General features: G+C 49.3%; 15 protein-coding genes. 3 read left to right on the top strand and 12 right to left on the bottom strand.

Annotated elements, in window-relative coordinates; translation table 11 throughout:
* Window positions 1-13 precede the first annotated feature (13 nt).
* The 8 genes from mshL to NOG12_RS07260 all read right to left on the bottom strand — a co-directional run bounded on the left by mshL (window position 14) and on the right by NOG12_RS07260 (window position 8,569).
* A complete protein-coding gene (mshL, locus tag NOG12_RS07295; protein ID WP_313932849.1) occupies window positions 14-1,696 on the bottom strand; it encodes a pilus (MSHA type) biogenesis protein MshL in 1,683 nt (560 codons plus the stop codon).
* Window positions 1,693-2,061, bottom strand: a complete 369-nt coding sequence (locus tag NOG12_RS07290; RefSeq protein ID WP_313932848.1) for a hypothetical protein — start codon at window positions 2,059-2,061, stop codon at window positions 1,693-1,695. The genes mshL and NOG12_RS07290 overlap by 4 nt, the downstream gene beginning before the upstream one ends.
* Window positions 2,048-2,704, bottom strand: coding sequence for a hypothetical protein (locus NOG12_RS07285; RefSeq protein WP_153826476.1), 657 nt, complete (start codon window positions 2,702-2,704; stop codon window positions 2,048-2,050). Before NOG12_RS07285 ends, NOG12_RS07290 begins: the two co-directional genes overlap by 14 nt.
* Complete coding sequence (locus NOG12_RS07280) at window positions 2,701-3,408, bottom strand: hypothetical protein (RefSeq protein WP_313932847.1); 708 nt, start codon at window positions 3,406-3,408, stop codon at window positions 2,701-2,703. The genes NOG12_RS07285 and NOG12_RS07280 overlap by 4 nt, the downstream gene beginning before the upstream one ends.
* The gene (locus NOG12_RS07275; RefSeq protein ID WP_110076014.1) at window positions 3,405-4,310 is read right to left on the bottom strand and encodes a type IV pilus biogenesis protein PilM; all 906 of its coding nucleotides are present in this window, start codon (window positions 4,308-4,310) and stop codon (window positions 3,405-3,407) included. Before NOG12_RS07275 ends, NOG12_RS07280 begins: the two co-directional genes overlap by 4 nt.
* 159 nt (window positions 4,311-4,469) lie before the next feature.
* On the bottom strand, window positions 4,470-5,522 hold the full coding sequence (pyrC, locus tag NOG12_RS07270; protein ID WP_313932846.1) for a dihydroorotase: 1,053 nt from the start codon (window positions 5,520-5,522) through the stop codon (window positions 4,470-4,472).
* 23 nt (window positions 5,523-5,545) lie between these two features.
* Complete coding sequence (locus NOG12_RS07265) at window positions 5,546-7,864, bottom strand: sensor domain-containing diguanylate cyclase (protein WP_313932845.1); 2,319 nt, start codon at window positions 7,862-7,864, stop codon at window positions 5,546-5,548.
* Between the two features lie 126 nt (window positions 7,865-7,990).
* Window positions 7,991-8,569, bottom strand: coding sequence for a thymidine kinase (locus NOG12_RS07260; protein ID WP_110076016.1), 579 nt, complete (start codon window positions 8,567-8,569; stop codon window positions 7,991-7,993).
* A 145-nt stretch (window positions 8,570-8,714) separates the two neighbouring features.
* Here NOG12_RS07260 and NOG12_RS07255 point away from each other — a divergent pair, with 145 nt between their 5' ends.
* Window positions 8,715-9,944, top strand: a complete 1,230-nt coding sequence (locus tag NOG12_RS07255) for an adenosine deaminase family protein (RefSeq protein WP_313932844.1) — start codon at window positions 8,715-8,717, stop codon at window positions 9,942-9,944.
* A gap of 72 nt (window positions 9,945-10,016) precedes the next feature.
* Here NOG12_RS07255 and NOG12_RS07250 read toward each other — a convergent pair whose 3' ends face one another.
* The 4 genes from NOG12_RS07250 to NOG12_RS07235 all read right to left on the bottom strand — a co-directional run bounded on the left by NOG12_RS07250 (window position 10,017) and on the right by NOG12_RS07235 (window position 15,562).
* Complete coding sequence (locus tag NOG12_RS07250; RefSeq protein WP_313932843.1) at window positions 10,017-12,449, bottom strand: putative bifunctional diguanylate cyclase/phosphodiesterase; 2,433 nt, start codon at window positions 12,447-12,449, stop codon at window positions 10,017-10,019.
* On the bottom strand, window positions 12,446-13,375 hold the full coding sequence (locus tag NOG12_RS07245) for an ABC transporter substrate-binding protein (RefSeq protein WP_313932842.1): 930 nt from the start codon (window positions 13,373-13,375) through the stop codon (window positions 12,446-12,448). The genes NOG12_RS07250 and NOG12_RS07245 overlap by 4 nt, the downstream gene beginning before the upstream one ends.
* A 232-nt stretch (window positions 13,376-13,607) precedes the next feature.
* Window positions 13,608-14,156 (bottom strand): single-stranded DNA-binding protein, encoded by a 549-nt coding sequence (gene ssb, locus NOG12_RS07240; RefSeq protein WP_110077071.1) that lies wholly within the window; start codon window positions 14,154-14,156, stop codon window positions 13,608-13,610.
* 20 nt (window positions 14,157-14,176) lie between these two features.
* Window positions 14,177-15,562, bottom strand: a complete 1,386-nt coding sequence (locus tag NOG12_RS07235) for an MFS transporter (RefSeq protein ID WP_110077072.1) — start codon at window positions 15,560-15,562, stop codon at window positions 14,177-14,179.
* 108 nt (window positions 15,563-15,670) lie between these two features.
* Between NOG12_RS07235 and uvrA the strand changes: the two genes are divergently transcribed.
* Both uvrA and glsA read left to right on the top strand, forming a co-directional pair.
* Window positions 15,671-18,514, top strand: a complete 2,844-nt coding sequence (gene uvrA / locus NOG12_RS07230) for an excinuclease ABC subunit UvrA (protein WP_313932841.1) — start codon at window positions 15,671-15,673, stop codon at window positions 18,512-18,514.
* 21 nt (window positions 18,515-18,535) lie between these two features.
* Window positions 18,536-19,492, top strand: a complete 957-nt coding sequence (glsA, locus tag NOG12_RS07225) for a glutaminase A (protein ID WP_313932840.1) — start codon at window positions 18,536-18,538, stop codon at window positions 19,490-19,492.
* The last annotated feature ends 210 nt before the right edge of the window (window positions 19,493-19,702 follow it).

Here is a 19,702-nt window from a genome sequence, read left to right as displayed (position 1 = left end):
CCCGTTGCTGATGTTACTCATTGCCATACCATTTTTTCAGAATGTCGCTAGAGCGTTGCAGCTCTTCTTGCCAGCTCTCCGCACCAATAACCGTGGGGCGAATTAAAATCACCAGCTCTTTCTTCTGCTCTACGCGGCGGGTATTTTTAAACAAATTACCCAACACCGGAATGTCTCCCAAGAAAGGTGCTTTCGATTCTGAATCTGTGTACGAGGTTTGCATCAAACCGCCTAACACCACGATCTCACCATTACGGGCTTTGACAATGGTATCGCTTTCCCGAATGTTGCTTTGTGCTAGCGGGAGAACAAAGGTGTCGTCGTTCAGCTTCACGACTTTTTCTTGTTCTTGGGTTTGCACCACACTTGGATGCACATGCAGAATCACTTCACCGTTCTCACTAATTTGCGGAGTAATATCCAGCGAAATACCTGAGAAAAACGGTGTTAGCTCAATGTTCGGCGTAGAGGTGGTAGCAGTACCTGTGACCGTGGTGGTGGAGACATCTGTGACAAAGTACTCGTCTTCACCAATCTTAATCACGGCTTTTTGGTTATTAGCCGCACTAACCCGCGGGTTCGAGAGTACTTGCACGTTTCCTTGGCTTTGCAACAAATTAAGTGCGCCAGAAAAGTCACCGATGTTTAGGGTCATACCAAACACACCACCGAGGCCTCCAGCGGTGACATCACCGCCACTTAGACTCACCGACCCCGTTACTTGGTCAACGCCAAAGAAGTCACTGACGCCACTGCCAGCTTCAAATAAATCATTCCAGTTGATGCCTTGTTGGTAGTCATCATTTAAGGCCACTTCAACAATCCGGGCTTCAAGAATCACTTGGCGTTGTAAACGGCTTTGGGCGCGCTCCAAAAACTCGCGGGCAGCGCGTAATTCACCTGGCAACGCAGTGATAGTCACTAAGCCTGCTTGCGGTGCGACGACGACCCGACGACCATCACCGGTACCAACGATGCCTTCAATAATAGCTTTTAAGTCTTTCCACCAATCGGTTTCCGACGAGCTACTAATAGACGAGCCATTGGTTTGCATGCCACCTAAGTTTGAGCCGGCTTGGTTCGAAATTCCACCCTGATTACCCAGCAAGTTATTGTTGGTGTTACCGCCAAAGCTGTTGCTACCAGAGCGGCTATTACTGTTGCGGTCGCTATCTTTAACCCCGCCCGAGCTGACGCTGGTTTGTGATACACCCATACGGCGCAAGGCTAAGTAGTCTAACGAAATGGTTTCGCTGCGTAAGCCCGCTGGAAACACTTGAATCATGCGGTTGTTACGACGCACATCGTAGCCATAAATATCCCCAACCACGTCGAGCGCTTCAGTGAGGGTGACATCCTTTAAATTAATCGTAATCATCCCGTCTACATCTGGATGCACGGCAAAGTTATAAGGAGAATCCACCGCTAAACCGGCAAAAAATTCAGCCGCAGGCATGTCGTTGGCGGCAATAGAAAAACGCGGTTCAGCTAACAGCTGAGCACTGGCTGCTCGCAACTGATCTTGCTGACCACGCAGGCTGGCCCGCACGGACTCGGGTAACGGCGGACGTTCGCTGGCCTTGCCTTTGGCGTTAGGGTCTAACGCTTGTTGAAATTCTTCCGGTGGCTGTTCTGGTTGATGCGCACAAGCTGCCAATAATGCGCTTAGCGCCGCAACCAATAAAACTCGCTTCATGGTTGACTCTCCGAGTTAGCCGCTTGTTCTTGCCCAGATTGCAATTTAACGTTGCTAAATAAGGCTAACCGTACGGTTTTGTTGGTTTTAGAATCCATTAAGGTCACTTGATTCATATCAATGGCCCGAACAATGTATTGATTTATCGTATCGCCAACAGAAACACGCTGCCCGCCAATCAGTGCGGTGCGTCGTGTACCTCTCCATTGAATCGCTTGTAATTTAAGTTCTGCCGCTAACGCTGGCCCCGCAGTATTGGTGTTACTACGCACCACCGGTGGCGCCGTTGGGTCGCTCAGCTCTTGTGCAGAAACGGGTGCTGCTAGCAGCACTGCAACTATCAATAACCTACTAGCTGGCCACATAGTCACGCTCCAGACTCAAGGTATAAATTTCTATGGTCACTTCTGCTTGCGGCGCTTGCTTCACTCGGTAATCGAGTTTTTGCCAATAAAAGTTCCAATCCAACTGCTCAAGCCGGTTGAGATAGTTCCGCACGGCAAAAAAGTCGCCGGTAACAGAGAGCTGCAAGCGGTGCTTGTAAATGGCTGTCGTGTCATCTTGCGCATCTTGATACACCCGTTCTGGCGGCAAGGCTTGGGCTGACTGTACTTTGATGCCACTGGCTGAATCTAACAGGGCGCGCAACAGTGCTTTGTTGTCGGAGGCACTGATGTAGTTGGCCTCGGCATTCAACTGGGCTTCTAAGCGATCTAGACGCTCTTGCAGTTGTCCGCGACGACTTTTTAATTCTGCTTTCGGATCACCAGCTAAGCGTGCTTTTACCGCTGCGAGTTCTTGCTCAAAGATACTAATTTGCTGCTGTTGTTGGCGCTGAGTTTGGCGTTCGGTAGCTAATTGCTCTTGAGTGGGCAACAACACCAGCCACACCCCAAGGTAAACCACCACCGCCACGGCCAGCGCAAACCAAAACTTACGGCGCCCTTGTGGGAGCAATAAAAACTGCTGCTGCCATTGTTGCCACTGTTGCGTTAGTTGTTGCATCATGGGCGAGCCCCGCTACCGTTATTAGTGGCGCCAGAGCTGTTAGAGCCAGAGCTGTTAGAGCCAGAGCTACTAGAGTTTGTGCTAGTGCCTAGCTGACTGGGCTGTTGCAACAGCAAACTACCGTGACTGTCACTGCCCACAGTAAACTGTAACGCGCCATTTTGTTCATCGCGCAACTCAAACACCCCAAAATTACGGTTCTTCAGGGTCGGATAATTAGAAAAGCTGGCTAACCAACGCGGTAAGGCACTAGCCGCAGTGGTATGGCCTTGCAAGGTCATGTCCTGATAGGCCAACACAATTCGTTGCAACCAGATGTTGTCGTTGTCTACGCGAGCTAAATCTGTCATCACATTAGCGAAGCTAGGCTGACCGGTTTGGGTTACTGAACGCATATGCTGTAACAAGCGCTGCCGTTGCGCCAGGCGTAACTCAAGCTGGTCAATTTCGGCCAGTAGCTGTTTATCGTTGAGGGCCTGCTTGAGCAGCTCTTGTTGCTGGTTAACTTGCTGCTGTACGGCGGTGTTTTGTGCGCTCAGCTTAGCTGTCGTTGCTTGCTGATTGGCCAGATACCACTTGCTCAACCCTGCGCCAATCATCACTACAACCAATAAGGTACCCACCACTAAGCTAACAAGCTTTAAAGTAAGCGGATCACGGTTAGGTTGTAGCTCAGCGACATACAAGTTAGCTATGCGTTTCATGCTGCTTGCTCCTTGGCTGGATACAGCAACTCACGCGCCAGCATCACCCCACCTAACACTGGGAAATCAGCAAAATCGGCGGTAGCCAGTTCTTGCGCCCACAACGGATACTCGGCCCACTGCACCTCAAACCCTAAATCGTCAGCTACTTGTTGTTGCAGTGCGGCGCGATGCTTTGAGCCCACCGCTAACACCACTTGCTTGATCGGGCGCTGGCGTAGTTGCCGTTCAAAGTAATCAGCTGAGCGCTGTACCTCAATACTTAGCGGTGAACCACCACCTAAGCTGATCTCATCAGCGCTGAGTGCACTGATTTGCTCCAGCGCTCGCACTAAACGGTTTACCTGCAACTCGCCTTGTTGGTATACCTGCAATAAGGCGGGCTCGATATCATGCTGATAGACCACCACGCTGGGCTCTTGCAATTGGGTAAACAAGCGCGACACGGCCTGCTCTTCAGCCACAATACCGCAGATATTTTCGCTCAGCTCTTGGGCTGCTTTAAGCACGCCTTGCAGCATCGTTTTATCCGCTACAATTGCGTTGATTTTATCTTGTCCGGAGAGCTGTACTGGGCTGTCGTAATAATCGGCAATGATGTCGGCGGGTGCGAGCGATACCAGATCGCGCAAACTGTACTTCAACGCTTGGCTGATTTCAGCGGCCGGTAACTTGGGCCTATCGAGCTGCACACTTTGATACAGCGATGGGCCCAGCACCACCAACAAGGCTGGATTACCTTTGATGTACTTAGGATATTTGTGTGCCAGTTCTTGCATGGCATGGCCCCATTGCCCGTCCGCAACCTCTTGATGATCGGACACGATCAAGGCTGGTGTAGACTCATTAATTTCTGCAATAGCTAACGACACGCCTCCTTTGGCCAACGCAAAGGTTAGCACCAGGTCGTTCCTAGACTTAGCTCGCCACAAATTAAGCAATGCGAATATCCCTTACAAATTATGTATTTTATTATAGGTATATTATGACTTTATAACGGATATAAAACCATGACTTGGCGACAATTTCTACAATGTTAAATTGTTCATTGAAATGTTGCGTTATTGTTTAATGCGCCACTGCAGTGGCTCTCCTGCCCAATAAGGCACCATGGGCCCTACTGCAGTAGTGACTGTCGCTGGTACCGTCCACTGACTTTTTTCTAAGGTAACGGAGCTGGTAGCACGAGGCAACCCGTAAAAATCAGCACCAAACCCACTGGCAAAATCAGCTAACTTGTCGAGCGCATTCATTTGCTCAAAGAACTCAGCATACAACGGCAATGCGGCCGGTGCAGAATAACAACCGGCACAGCCACAGGCAGTTTCTTTACGCGACTGTGCATGAGGTGCCGAGTCTGTTCCTAAAAAGAAGCGCGGATGCCCCGATGCAGCAATACGCCGCAGTTCTAATTGATGGTCGCGACGCTTTAAGATAGGTAAACAATAGTTATGCGGACGCACCCCACCTACCAACAAATCATTGCGGTTCATCAACAGATGTTGCGGAGTTATGGTTGCCGCTACGTTTGCGCCGGCTTTTTCCACGAACTCTACGGCATCAGCGGTGGTGATATGTTCTAGCACTAACTTTAACTGCGGATGACGAGCCAATAAAGGCCTTAAATAACGGTCAATAAACACCTTTTCACGGTCAAAGATATCAATCTCAGCACTAGTCACTTCGCCATGCACCAACAAGGGCACGCCGTGACTCGCCATAGCCGCAAACACCTCGTCGAGAGCCTCGATGTCAGTTACCCCGGCCGCGGAATTAGTGGTGGCCCCTGACGGGTAGAGCTTGAAGCCAATAATCGCCGGCTCTGCAGCCGCTGCAACTATGGTTTCAACACTGGTGGCTTGGGTTAAATACAGGGTCATTAGGGGTTCAAAACTACTGCCGGCTGGCACCTGCGCCAAAATGCGATCGCGATATTCCAAGGCTTGAGCAACTGTCGTCACCGGCGGCACCAAATTAGGCATCACCACAGCTCGGCCAAACACCGCAGCGGTGGCAGGGACTGTGGTCGCGAGTAAATCACCATCGCGTAAGTGCAGGTGCCAATCGTCTGGTGTTGGAATTGTTAGGTGGTTCGCCACCGCTGCAGAACTCATATCAACCTCGCTTGTTACAACTATCAAGAAGCAGCAATAGCACGATTTCGACCTTGCTCCTTCGCTAAATACAGTGCTTCGTCAGCACGGGCTACCCATTTGTCGACATCAGGATCAGCGCTTACGAGTTGCGCGACACCGGCGCTAATGGTTACCGGAATGCGCTTATCATCCCAATTAAAATGGTGCTCGGCAATAGCTTTACGGACTCTTTCAATGCCTTGCATGGCTTGCGCCAGTTCTGCATGGGCAAATAAAATGCCAAATTCTTCTCCGCCTAACCTAGCTAGCAAATCTGTATCTCTTAATTGCTGTTTGGCTAGACGACAAAACTCTCGTAAGACCTCATCGCCGGCGGCATGGCCAAAGCTATCGTTGACCTTTTTGAAAAAGTCCAAATCGATAATGGCGACACTCATGGGTAAATCGTAGCGTTCACTTTCGTCTTTGCGCTGCTGGGCCGCTTCTAAGAACACTCGCCGGTTAGCCACGCCAGTCAGCTCATCGCGGGTCGCCATGCGGCGCAGTTCTTCTACCACAAAACGGCGTTCTTGATCGATACGCCGAATATGCATTAGCGTACCAAGCGTATCTAGCATAGGTTGTAACCACGCCAGATCTTCGCGAAAGTAGCCGCGAGCTGAATGCGCCAAAATAAGTAAGCCCACCACTTCGCGCTTAAAATAAAGCGGTAACATGATGGCGTTATCTAATTGGGGCAACTCGATGGGAGTAAACTTTAGTTCATCTTGTGCGACAGGATAAGGACAAAGTTCTGGATCACCACGCAACAACACTTCGCTGACCACGCTCCCTGACACTACGACTTCGAGCCCTTGTCGGATCAGCGCTTGGGTGGCTTGCTGGGAGCCATTTAGCCGATTCACATAGCCATGCACCCGAAGCATATTGCGGTGCCGACTTTGCTCCGGCAACTCACCAATAAACCCCAGTTTGCTTTGGCTTAAGCTCATCAGTTCTGGCAGCGCAATATCGCAAACCTCACTGAAATGTTCGACAAATAGAAACTCATGCTGAACTTGGCTAACTAAACTAAGGATGGCTTCTTGCTGATGCTGTTTGAGCTCATTTTCAACTTGTTCAGTCACATCGTGATGAATCCCTACCATGCGCGTCACGCGCCCGCTGGCATTGCGCTCTACCGCCTTACCCACAGTGTGCAACCAAATGTAGTGACCATCGGCATGCTGTAATCTTATCCGTGCTTCAAAACGTTCGCTATGGCCTTGCAGGTGCTCAATGAGTTGGCTTTTTGCCGTTGCGATATCAGCAGGATGAATAAGCTCGGCCCAGCCGTTGTTTTGCGCAAAAGAACTATCACGATTGAGAATTTTATCCCAAGTATGATTGACACTCACCGTACCTTCGGCCAAGTTCCAATCCCAGGTGGATAAATCGCCCGCAGCTAAAGCTAACTCAAAGCTCTGGTTCGCATTCAGCAAATCCAATTCTAGCTGTTTACGGCTGGTATTTTCATAGAGGTAACCTCGCACCCGCATCACTTTGCCATGGCGATCTAAATCGGCGCGGGCAAAGTGTTTTACCCAGCGCATGTGCTGCGATGGTGGCACCACGCGGTATTCAATTTCTAAGCTAGGCTGGATACCATCAAGCACCAATTGCATTTGGTCGAGCAGTTGCTGCTGGTCGTCGGGGTGCACAATAGATTCATAATTAATCTCAAGGTCTAACAAATAATCAGCGCTGTAGCCTAAAATCCGCTCGACGTTTTCTGCCGCGTAAACCAAATGCACATCGGGCTCGAGCTGCCAGACCACGGCTGCAACCGGGCCTTGGGCGAGCACTTCACGTTCGGCGGCAAAGTTTTCTAGTTCATAATGCTGCACAATATCGTGCACCACCCATGCCGCCAAACCTTCTAACCATTGCTGCTGTTGCGGCGACAACTGGCGCGGCCGCGAATCGATCAGGCACAGGGTGCCGATATTGAGATCGTCATTCAGGGTTAACGGTACCCCGGCATAGAACCTGATACCATCGTTGGCAGCAACTAAGGGATTATCGTGAAAACGCTCATCTTGGCTCGCATCTTCAACAATCATTGTGGTCTGCTGGGTAATGGCGTGACCACAAAAGGAGATATCTCTGGGAGTTTCTGGTAAATCAAACCCTTGCACAGATTTAAACCACTGGCGATGTTCATCCACTAAGGTAATGATGGCGGTATCAACGCCAAATAATTGCTGCGCAAAGGCGGTAATACTGTCGTATAGAGGGTCTGCCTCGCTATCGAGCAAGTTAAGTTCGTGCAAAAGCTGTAAGCGGGCCTCTTCATTAGCCGGCAGTGGTGGTTTGATCATTCAAGCTCCTAGGCTATCGAATCAGAATAGAACAGCTTTAATCCTAATTAGGTGTCATATTAGCAGATATCTGAGATTTAGAACGTAACAACAGACTAATTTTACAACGTAATTCTTATTTTCCGCTTACTTGTTTAGCTTTTCTTTCCAATGTTTACGACAACAAGAGATATAACGATCGTTGCCTCCAATAGCAATTTGATCGCCTTTGGTCACCGCATTGCCATGCTCATCAATACGCAAGTTCATAGTTGCCTTGCGTCCACAAAAACAAATGGTCTTCATTTCTGCCAATTTATCGGCAACCGCCAATAGCACGGCGCTGCCAGGAAACGCCTGGCCAAACGCATCGCTGCGAATACCGTAGCACATCACTGGAATATCCACGCGGTCAACGACATCGGTTAATTGCCACACTTGCGCCTCAGTTAAAAATTGTGCTTCGTCTATCAACACACAATCGATGGCTTGCTTTGCGTGGCGAGCCTCAATCAAGGCGGCCAAATCGGTGCTGTTAGAAAAGCCCAAGGCACTGCGCTCTATACCTAAGCGCGAGGCAATGGTGCCAGCGCCAGCTCGATCATCAATAGACGGCGTAAGCAAGAGCACGCGTTGATCGCGTTCTTCGTAATTGTAAGCCACCTGCAATAACGAGGTACTTTTACCTGCGTTCATGGCCGAGTACGTAAAATATAGTGATGCCATTGGTTTTTTAACGAAAGTTTTGAATGAAAAAGATTCTGGCAATAGTAGAGTGGAACCGCGGGGGGCTCAAGTAAAAATTCGTAGCAGAGGGCGGACGAGCTTAGTGGTAGTTGCTATAATCCGCCCAACTAACAGGAGAATAATCATGAGCAGCGCCTATACCCCCGAGTTTTTAAAAGCCATGCCAAAAGCCGATCTTCACCTTCACCTTGATGGCAGCCTCCGCCCACAAGGCTTGATTGAGATGGCCCAGCGTAGCGGAATTGAGCTACCTTCTTATACGGTAGCAGGGCTTTATGACTTGGTTTTTAAAGAGTCTTATCAGAATCTTGGCGAATACCTCAATGGGTTTCAGTATACCTGTGCGGTGCTGCGCGATATGGAAAACCTAGAGCAAGCTGCCTACGAATTAGCGCAAGATAATATTGCCGAAGGTGTGGTTTATATTGAAGTACGCTTTGCCCCGCAACTCATGATGGACCCAGCTCGGGGGATTGATTTTGACCGAGTGATGCACACCACCAATGCCGGCTTAAAACGCGCCAAAGACGAATACAACGCGCAACCTGAAGTGGTGAGTGGTGCTAAGCCCCCGTTTGATTACGGTATTATTAACTGCGCCATGCGGATGTTCGGCAAGAAAGGGTTTTCGCCTTATTACACCCAATTGTTCGCCATGTTGCGTGACCATGAACCCAAGCAAGTGATTAAGACCGCAGCCATGGAAATGATCCGTGCCAGCGTGCGGCTGCGTGACGAAGAAGGTTTACCCATTGTTGGCTTAGATATCGCTGGGCAAGAAATGGGCTATCCTGCGCACGATTTTAAAGAGGTGTACGAGTATGCTCATCAAAACTTCCTCTTAAAAACCGTGCATGCGGGCGAGGCTTATGGTGCGGAAAGTATTTTTGAAGCCATTACCCAGTGCTATGCGGACCGTCTTGGCCATGGCTATTCGCTGTTCTCACCAGAAATGATTCAAGATGCTGCGATTACTGATAAAGAAGACTATGCCAAGCGACTAGCTTCATACATTGCGGATCGCCGCATTGCCATCGAGGTCTGTATTACCAGTAACTTGCAAACCAACCCAGATATTGCTGATGTGCATAACCACAATTTTATCCACATGTTCAACAATCGCTTAGCTACGGTGATTTGTACCGATAACCGCCTGGTATCGCGCACCACAGTTACCCGCGAGTATGAGTTAGCCCTGAGCGCCGTAGATGTTCCGCTCAAGCGACTTAAAGATATGGTGGCTTATGGGTTTAAAAAGAACTTTTATGCCGGTGACTATGTGTCGAAACGTGCCTACGCGAAGCAGGTACTTGAATACTTTGACAAGGTAGCGGCTCAACACGGCTACAAATAGGGTTGATTAGCAGCGCAAGCCACCTTGGCCATGATTGGGTAAGGTGGCTTTTGCAATTATCGGCTAACGCCCCTACTGCTGACTCTGGTTAGCTAAATATTCTGAAGCCGGAATAGGTTTCGCAAAATAATACCCTTGGCACACCACCTGAGCCGAACAGGCACTCAAAAACTCTACCTGTTGCTTGGTTTCTACCCCTTCGGCAACCACCCGTAAATTCAAGTTGTTGCCCATTGCAATCACGGTTTCTACCAGTTGTTCTTTTTCTTCCTCGCCTATGCCTTGCACAAAGCTTTGGTCTATTTTGAGCTCATGCAAAGGTAGCTGGCTTAAGTAAGATAGCGAGGAGTAGCCGGTACCAAAGTCATCAATAGAAAACTGCACACCAGATTTCTGCAGCGCCTTCATTTTAGCCACTACATCATCAACGTCATCCACTAATAAATTCTCGGTTACTTCAAGAATTAAACGCGAGGCATCTACTCCGGCCTTCACCACTTCACGTTCAATCTGATACACAAAATCATACTTTCGGAACTGGCGTGGACTGATATTGATAGCCAGGGTTTGTTGACCGGGTAGGTGCTTTAACACTTGCAACGCCGCACGTAAAATCCAGCGTCCTAGATCAACAATCAAGTCGCTCATTTCAGCAATTGGAATAAACACTCCTGGCGATACGATACCTTTGGTAGGGTGATTCCAGCGCACCAACACTTCTACGCCGACCACCTCGCCATTGGACAATTGCTGACTTTGCAAGTACAGCTCTAATTGGTTATTGGCAATAGCTTCTCGCAGTTCACGTTCCACCTCAAAGCGCTGCTCTAGGGCATAACTGTAGGCTGGGTTATACACAGCAATCTGATTACCACCGGCGTCTTTAGCATTGTGTACCGCCGTTTCTGCATGACGCAAAATAGCTTCGGGATTATCGCCGTATTCGGGATACACCACGATACCGGCGCTAGCGGTAATGGAAATACGTTCACCTTCAATTAACATCGGCTCGGCTAATTCAGCCAGCAAATCTTTCACCATGAATTCAACTCGATTAACAGTTGCATCTCGGTCAGCGCTACGGGTTGGGAATAATACCGCAAATAAATCACCACCCAAGCAACCAACTCGCGCCTCAGGCTCGGCTTTCATAACATTGCCTATGCGCTCGGCTACCGCCAACAAAATCAAATCACCGAACTCAAAGCCGCGAACATCGTTAATACGTTGCAAGCCATCAAGATCAAGCAAAGCTACAGCACCACGAGTAGAGTAATCACGTTCATCTAAAAACTGCTGCAAAATTTCTTGGCATTGGGTGCGATTAGGTAAACCTGTCAGCACATCGTAATAAGCTAGGTACTGAACTTGAGCCTCGGCCGCACGGCGTTCGGTAATGTTTTGCTTGGTAGCAATGTAATGGGTGATGTCACCACTAGGGCTACGCAAAGGCGCAATAGTTGCCCACTCACGGTACGGCTCACCGTTTTTCTTGAGGTTATAAAGCTCACCCTGCCAGCTGCGCCCGGCAACTAATGCGGTCCACATAGCATCGTAGCTGGAGCGTGGCGTCTCGCCCGAAGCTAACATTTTCGGATTACGCCCTTGCACATCCGCTAGGCTGTAACCGGTGATATCCGTGAACGCCTTGTTAACGTATTCAATTTCACCGGCAAGATTAGTGATCACAATGCTGTCATGACTTTGCTCTACCGCAGAGCTAAAGCGCAATAGTTGTTTTTCGTACTGCTCGCGTTGTAGGGCCGCATCACGCAGGCTGTCACCCAAGAGGCCAAGTTCATTGTCACTGTGAATATCAAAGTTCTGCAATGACTCGCGCCGCGCAAGCTTATCAACTCCCACCATCAACCGCTTCACGGGACGAACGATTTTACGTTGTAAAATCACCCATAAAATTATTCCAACAAGGATCAGCAAGGCTAAAAACAGCACCAGCTCATTGAAAATAACGTTAGTAAAAGTGTACCAATTACGAGCGTGCTCGTATTCAACGATGAACACATTATGCAGTTGCTGATTACCCACGACCTTGCCACTCACCACCGGCACCATGGCGATAAAGTGATTATGTTCTGGATGATATTGCATGATGGTAACGCCAGACCTTGCAACCTCTGCTATTTGCTGACGATCTAAATGTTGCACGAAGGTTTTCAGATGAGGACTGATGGCGTTGGCGGAGTAATAGCTTGCAAGCTCGCCCGTTGGGCTAAGAATAGCTGTATTAGTAACTCGTGGATGCACCTGAAACTCGCTCAATACCTCGCCTACGGAATCGTATCTACCAAAGCCAAAGATCCGATTAAGCGAGCCTTGCGCTACCACGAGCATACTTCTTAGCTCTAACTGCGCATTGTACAGAGCAATCTGGTTTTGCCCCCGCACCACAAAATAGCCCAGCAAGCCCACAATCAAAAAGGCGATGACGGTAATAGGCAGGGTCACTTGGATATTCAAGCGCCGATGAAAAGGCAGCAAACTCATAGCACGCCCTCACAGATCGGTAGCGGTGTGATCACCTGATGAATCCCTGAAGCCACTAATTGTTCACTGACTTGTTGCTGCACTCGGGCGTAGTCCTGTTGTAAGAAGGTTCTACTGGCGGCGCTGTTGTACAAACTTAAACTAGCTAAGCTTTGCCGTAGTTCTTCGGCATTAATCCCCGATAACGTCTGCAAAGCTTGATAATACGGATGCTGTGGATCCAATGCTGCCGTTAAAGCCTTATCCCAAACCGGACCGGTTAAGCGCTTAAGAGCAGCTTGATGCTGTTGCCAGCTCTCTTGTTTGACGACCAAAGTATCGATAATTTCACCAGGTATCTCGCGACTACTAAAAATCTGCTCAGCACCCATCGAAGCTAATTTTTGGCTAAAAGGAGCGTAGGTGACAAAAATATCCGTTGCTCCTGCGGCATAAGCAATAGCGTGTTGATTGGGTAAAATGATTTCACGTCTTACTTGGCGTTCAGGAATATCATGCAAGCGCATCCAGCGTGCTAATAGATAGCGTGCCAGCGCACTATCTTCCATCCCCACCACCCAAGGTTGCTGACGATCATTGATATCAAACCCCGGTGGGGCATAAATTGCATCGGCGCCATGGGAGCTGTTAATCACCTGTGCGATACAAAGTTTAAGGTCGGTGCGTGTCTGTAGGCTTAAGGCATTATCTAGGCTTAAAAGAGCTGCTTGTGCGGCGCCGTTAGCAACCATGCGTACCACGCTAACGTCCGACGTAAGCATAGTGATATGAATATTAGCGGGAATAGCTTCTGGATGAAGAATCTGTTCAACATAATAAGGTTGATAGCCTAGCCAGGTGTTCCCCACCACGGACAGGGTCTGTGGTGGCGGCTTGCAGCCCACCAACACCATCATCACCCCAATTAAGCATACGAGCTTCTTCAACGCCTTACCTCAAGCCTGAATATGATCATTGTCATAGCCGGAATTTTACGTAAACTTTTGATTCTTGGCTATAGGTTACACCTCTAAGATGAAATAAAACCTTAATTAGAGCAAGGTTTTATTTCATCCCCTGCGGCAATCTGTCGCAATTGAGTCTCATTGGTTATAAAAGATACGAAAAAGGAGGCTGATTAGCCTCCTTGTGAACAGAATAGTTTAAGACTGTGGATGATCAAAACGGAATATCGTCATCGTAATCACCGCCATTGAAAGGTTCTGGGCTTGGTGATTGTTGTCCTGACGATGGGTTTGATTGCTGGAAGCTCTGGTTCTGATTATTCGCCGGAGCATTAAAGTTTTGACCTTGGCCACCTTGGTTCTGCGGCTGGTTTTGATTCTGGTTGCTCGGACGGTTATTGCTGTAGCCGCCTTGATCGCCACCACGGCTATCAAGCATTTGTAGATCGTTAATAACGATCTCGGTGGTGTAGCGCTCTACCCCATCTTGGCCTTGCCATTTGCGGGTTTGTAGACGCCCTTCAACATAGACTTTCGAGCCTTTCTTCAGATACTCACCAGCAATTTCTGCTAGACGCCGATAAGCGACGCAGCGATGCCATTCGGTTTGCTCGCGTGGCTCGCCTGTTTGCTTGTCTTTCCAGGTTTCGCTGGTGGCAATACTGATGTTGGCAATCGCCGTGTTGGTTTGGGTATAGCGCACTTCTGGGTCTTGCCCTAAGTTGCCAATTAAAATCACTTTATTGATGCCGCGACTGGCCATGCCTTGTGCTCCTTGATTTGCTAATTTTGGTAGGGCGTCAGTAGCGCCGCTAATTCTGCTTCATTGTAATGGGTTTTATGAACTTTTAAATACACCGTTTGCTCAGCGCTAACAATACGTACTTCTTCAACCCCAGTGGCTTGCGCTAACTGCTCGGCTAATTGCTGTGCTTGCACTGCGTTCAGCTGACGAATAGGTAAGCTGACGTTCTGCTGTTGCGGAGGGGGCTGCATTCCGAAGCTACTGGCGAACCAGAATACTAACAGTACTGCGGTAAAAATCCCAATCCCGAACAGGCCCCATTGTTGATAAACATAACCACCGGCAGCACCGCCAATAAAGGCTCCTAAAAACTGCGCAGTAGAGTAGATACCACTGGCGCTGCCCTTGCTACCCGCGGGGGCAAAACGGGTTAGCGAAGAAGGCAATGATGCTTCTAAAAAGTTAAAGCCGGTAAAAAATAGCACAACGGCTACAACTAAATACGTCCAATGCGGTGGTACCCAGACGATTACAGCTACAGCTAACAGCAGCAGCACAATAGCGACTCGGAAATAAACGGGTTGTTTACGTTTGCGCTCAGCGATGATCAGCATCGGAATCATCAACGCAAACGAGGCCAATAAGGTGGGCAAATACAGCCACGCGTGTTGCTCGGTAGCTAAACCACCAGCCACGAACTGTAGCGGAACCACCACAAAAAACGCGGTTAACACACAATGTAAAACAAACACGCCAAAGTTTAACCGAGCCAGTTGCGGATGCTTGAACAGGCTTCCTAACTCGCTGCCAACCGGAATAAGATCACCTTTTGCGGTTTTCTGGGTCACTGACGGCACAGCTATTAATAGCACCACAATTCCAAACAGCGCAGATACGGCGGTGAACACAAACAACCCTTGTAAGCCGATGTATTCGCCAAGTAAGGGGCCGAGCACCAGCGCCAGGGCAAAAGACAAACCAATAAACATGCCGATAGTGGCCATTACTTTCGGGCGCTGTGAGTCGCGGGTAATATCAGCTGCTAATGCTAAAATGGCTGCAGCAATAGCTCCGGTGCCCTGCAACGCACGGCCTATCACCACACCAGTCAGGGTATCGGCCATCGCCGCCACCACACTACCTAGCGCAAACAACAGCAAACCACCAACAATCACTGGGCGGCGACCGATACGATCGGACAACATCCCCATCGGAATTTGTAACAAAGCCTGAGTAAGGCCATAGGCGCCTATCGCTAAACCTATCAGCAAGGGCGTATAGTCGGGATACTGCTGACCATAAATAGCGATCACCGGCATGATCAAAAACAGCCCTAACATCCGTAATCCAAAGACGGTAGCTAAAGCCCCAGAGGCGCGGCGTTCGGTGGGGGTCAATCGATTGTCACTGTGCTGATGTGCCATGCTTATCTCATTGCTGCAGGAAAAAATCGCTCGCCATTGTACCAGAAGGTGGTGCATGTGCGATAATGCTCGTTTCATTTATAACCGCTACGGAGTGGTAGATTCACCATGGATAAAATTGAGATCCGCGGAGCCCGCACCCACAACTTAAAAAACATCAACGTTACCATACCTCGCGACAAGCTGGTGGTAATCACCGGGTTGTCTGGGTCGGGTAAGTCTTCGTTAGCATTCGATACCCTCTATGCCGAGGGCCAGCGACGCTATGTCGAGTCGTTGTCGGCCTACGCTCGACAGTTTTTGTCGCTGATGGAAAAGCCCGATGTGGATAGCATCGAAGGCCTTAGCCCTGCTATTTCGATTGAGCAGAAATCGACGTCGCACAACCCACGCTCAACGGTGGGCACTATCACCGAAATTTACGACTACCTGCGACTGATGTACGCACGAGTTGGCGAGCCGCGTTGTCCGACTCATGATGTGCCGTTAGCTGCACAAACTATCTCGCAAATGGTGGACCAAGTATTAGCGCTACCTGAAGGCGAGAAACTGATGATTTTGGCGCCTATTATTCAAGATCGTAAAGGTGAGCACACCAAGGTGTTGGATAATTTAGCGGCGCAAGGCTTTATTCGCGCACGTATTGATGGCGAGTTATGTGATTTGAGCGACCCGCCGAAATTAGAGCTACAAAAAAAGCACACCATTGAAGTGGTTGTCGATCGCATTAAAGTACGCGAAGGCTTAGAGCTGCGTTTAGCTGAGTCGTTTGAGACGGCGCTTGAACTCAGTGGCGGTACCGCCATTGTGGCGCCGATGGACGCTGATTCTAAGCTAGACAGCATGATTTTTTCAGCAAACTTTGCCTGCCCACACTGTGGCTATAGCATGCAGGAACTCGAGCCGCGGCTATTCTCGTTTAATAACCCAGCCGGCGCTTGTAGTGTTTGCGATGGCTTAGGCATCGAACAGTTTTTCGACCCCAAAAAAGTGGTTGGCAACCCGGAATTAAGCCTCAGTGGTGGTGCCATTCGCGGCTGGGACAAGCGCAACTTCTATTACTATCAGATGCTCCAGTCGTTGGCTCGACACTATAAGTTCGATTTGAACAAACCGTTCAATAGCCTCAGCGAAGCGCATCAACAAGCGGTGTTGTTTGGTAGCGGTAAAACCGAGATTGAATTTACTTACATGAATGACCGCGGTGATCGAGTTGCTCGCACTCACCCGTTTGAGGGCATCATTCCCAACATGCAGCGCCGCTATCGCGAAACCGATTCGACGGCGGTGCGCGAAGATTTATCTAAGTACCTGGCCTCACAGCCATGTAAAAGCTGTCACGGCACCCGGCTACGCTTAGAAGCTCGGCATGTGTATGTGAATAACACCACGCTACCAGAAGTGGTTGAACGCTCAATTGGCGGCGCTCTAGAATTTTTCGAGGGACTACAATTAGAAGGACAAAAGGCCCAAATCGCTGAAAAAATCCTTAAAGAAATTAACGACCGCTTAGGCTTTTTGGTGAACGTGGGGCTTAATTACTTGAGCCTATCGCGCAGTGCTGAAACTTTATCTGGCGGCGAAGCCCAGCGCATTCGCCTTGCCTCACAAATTGGTGCCGGCTTGGTTGGGGTGATGTATGTCCTCGATGAGCCATCGATTGGTCTCCACCAACGTGACAACGAGCGGCTACTGCGTACCCTGACCCATTTACGTGATTTGGGTAATACGGTCATTGTGGTTGAGCACGACGAAGACGCCATTCGTGCTGCAGATCACGTGATTGATATTGGCCCTGGTGCTGGCGTGCATGGCGGCCAAGTGATTGCTCAGGGGCATTACGAAGAGATTGTCGCCAACGAGAATTCATTAACTGGCGACTACCTGTCTGGGCGTAAAGCGATTGAAGTACCAGCACAACGGCATCAGCCCGGTGAACATTGGTTAGAGCTCAAAGGTGCCACCGGTAACAACTTGAAAAACGTTGACGTGCAACTGCCCCTAGGTCTGATGACTTGCGTTACTGGAGTTTCTGGCTCAGGTAAATCAACGCTAATCAATGACACCTTGTTTAGAATTGCTCACCGCGACTTGAATAAGGCCACAGCAAATGAACCTGCGCCTTATGCCAGCATTGATGGGATGCAGTATTTAGATAAAGTGGTGGATATTGATCAAAGTCCGATTGGCCGTACACCACGTTCTAATCCAGCAACCTACACCGGTATTTTTACACCCATTCGGGAATTGTTTGCCGGTGTTGAAGAGTCACGTTCGCGCGGCTATAAAGTGGGTCGCTTTAGTTTTAACGTGCGTGGCGGCCGCTGCGAAGCTTGCCAAGGCGACGGCGTGATTAAGGTAGAAATGCATTTCTTACCTGATGTTTATGTACCGTGCGATATCTGCAAAGGCAAACGCTACAATCGCGAAACGCTTGAGATTAAGTACAAAGGTAAGAGTATTCACGAAGTTCTCGACATGACCGTAGAAGATGCGCGTGACTTCTTTGCTCCGATCCCGGCCATAGCCCGCAAGCTTCAAACTTTAGTTGATGTAGGCTTGTCATACATTCGCTTGGGGCAATCAGCAACCACGCTCTCGGGTGGTGAAGCGCAACGGGTAAAATTAGCCCGGGAATTATCCAAACGCGATACCGGCAAAACCTTGTATATTTTGGATGAGCCAACCACCGGCTTGCACTTCCACGATATTCAGCAACTGTTGACAGTACTGCACCGCTTGCGAGATCATGGCAATACCATTGTTATTATTGAGCATAACCTGGACGTGATTAAAACAGCCGACTGGATTATCGACTTAGGGCCCGAGGGTGGCTCAGGCGGCGGTGAGATATTAACCGCTGGTAGCCCCGAGGAGATTGTTAAATGTGAGCGCTCACATACTGCGCGCTTCTTAAAACCACTGATATCGAGCAATGCCAATAAGGCTTAATAGGAATCATTAGTTCAACCCATGACACACGATGTAATCAGTGGCGGGCAACCAATACATGCCCCTGACAACCTCAAACCACTGCTAGAGGATATTCTGCAGCAGGCCATGTCTGTGAATGACGGTAAAGTCGCCGATTACATTCCTGCCTTGGCAGAGGTTAAAGCTGATTACTGCGCGCTGACGGTTGCCACGCTTGATGGCAACGTCACCTCGGTCGGCGATACCAATAAACCGTTTTCCATTCAGTCTATTTCTAAAATTTATGGGCTGATGTTGGCGATGGAACGTCTTGGCGACCCATTATGGGAACGCGTGCAGATGGAGCCCTCAGGTCAGCCTTTTAATTCAATTGTTCAGCTTGAATGGGAAAAAGGCATTCCGCGCAACCCCATGATCAACGCGGGCGCGATTTTAGTCAGCGATGTGTTAGTTAGCCATTACTCAGCCAGTAAATCGGCATTACTGAGCATGGTTCGGGGTTTGTGCGGCAGTGAAGCGGTGTGCGTCGATTCTCGCGTTCATGAGTCCGAACGTGAACATGGCGCTCGCAACGCTGCACTTGCATACTTGATGAAAAGTTTTAGCAATATCGAGTCAGAGGTTGAAGAAGTACTCGACCATTACTTCTGGCAATGCGCACTCACTATGAATACCGAACAACTCGCCAGCAGCTTGGCGTTCTTAGCCAACCGCGGTCAATGCCCACGCAGCGGCAAGCAAATCACCTCACATCGTGATGCGCAGCGTATTAATGCACTAATGAGTACCAGTGGCATGTATGATCAGTCGGGGCAATTTGCCTTTACTGTGGGCTTGCCGGCAAAAAGTGGCGTGGGTGGCGGAATTATCGCCATTGTTCCAGACTACGGTGTCATTAGTGCTTGGAGCCCACCGCTAAACAGCTTCGGAAACTCTGCGCGCGGCATGTTTATGGTTCGCGAATTGGCAAACCGCCTTGGTCTTAGCGTTTACTAAAGCCGATGCTTGGACAATATTTGCTCTAAGTGCTGGGTGTTCTCGGTGGTGAAATACGGTGGGTATTCGTAAGCGGCTATGCGGACTTCTTTCGTTGCGCTATTAGCGCTAGCAAGGGCGATATTAGCTATTGGATATTAGAAAGGCGTTATTCGTTATTCGTTATTCGTCCATTCACTTCGTTCACTGTTCGTACGTTCACTTTTCGAA

Source organism: Pseudidiomarina fusca (genome assembly GCF_032227045.1).
GTDB classification, from domain to species: Bacteria; Pseudomonadota; Gammaproteobacteria; order Enterobacterales; family Alteromonadaceae; genus Pseudidiomarina; species Pseudidiomarina fusca.
The sequence above is the reverse complement of the archived record's forward strand: the minus strand, read 5'-3'. Positions and strand labels throughout refer to the sequence as shown.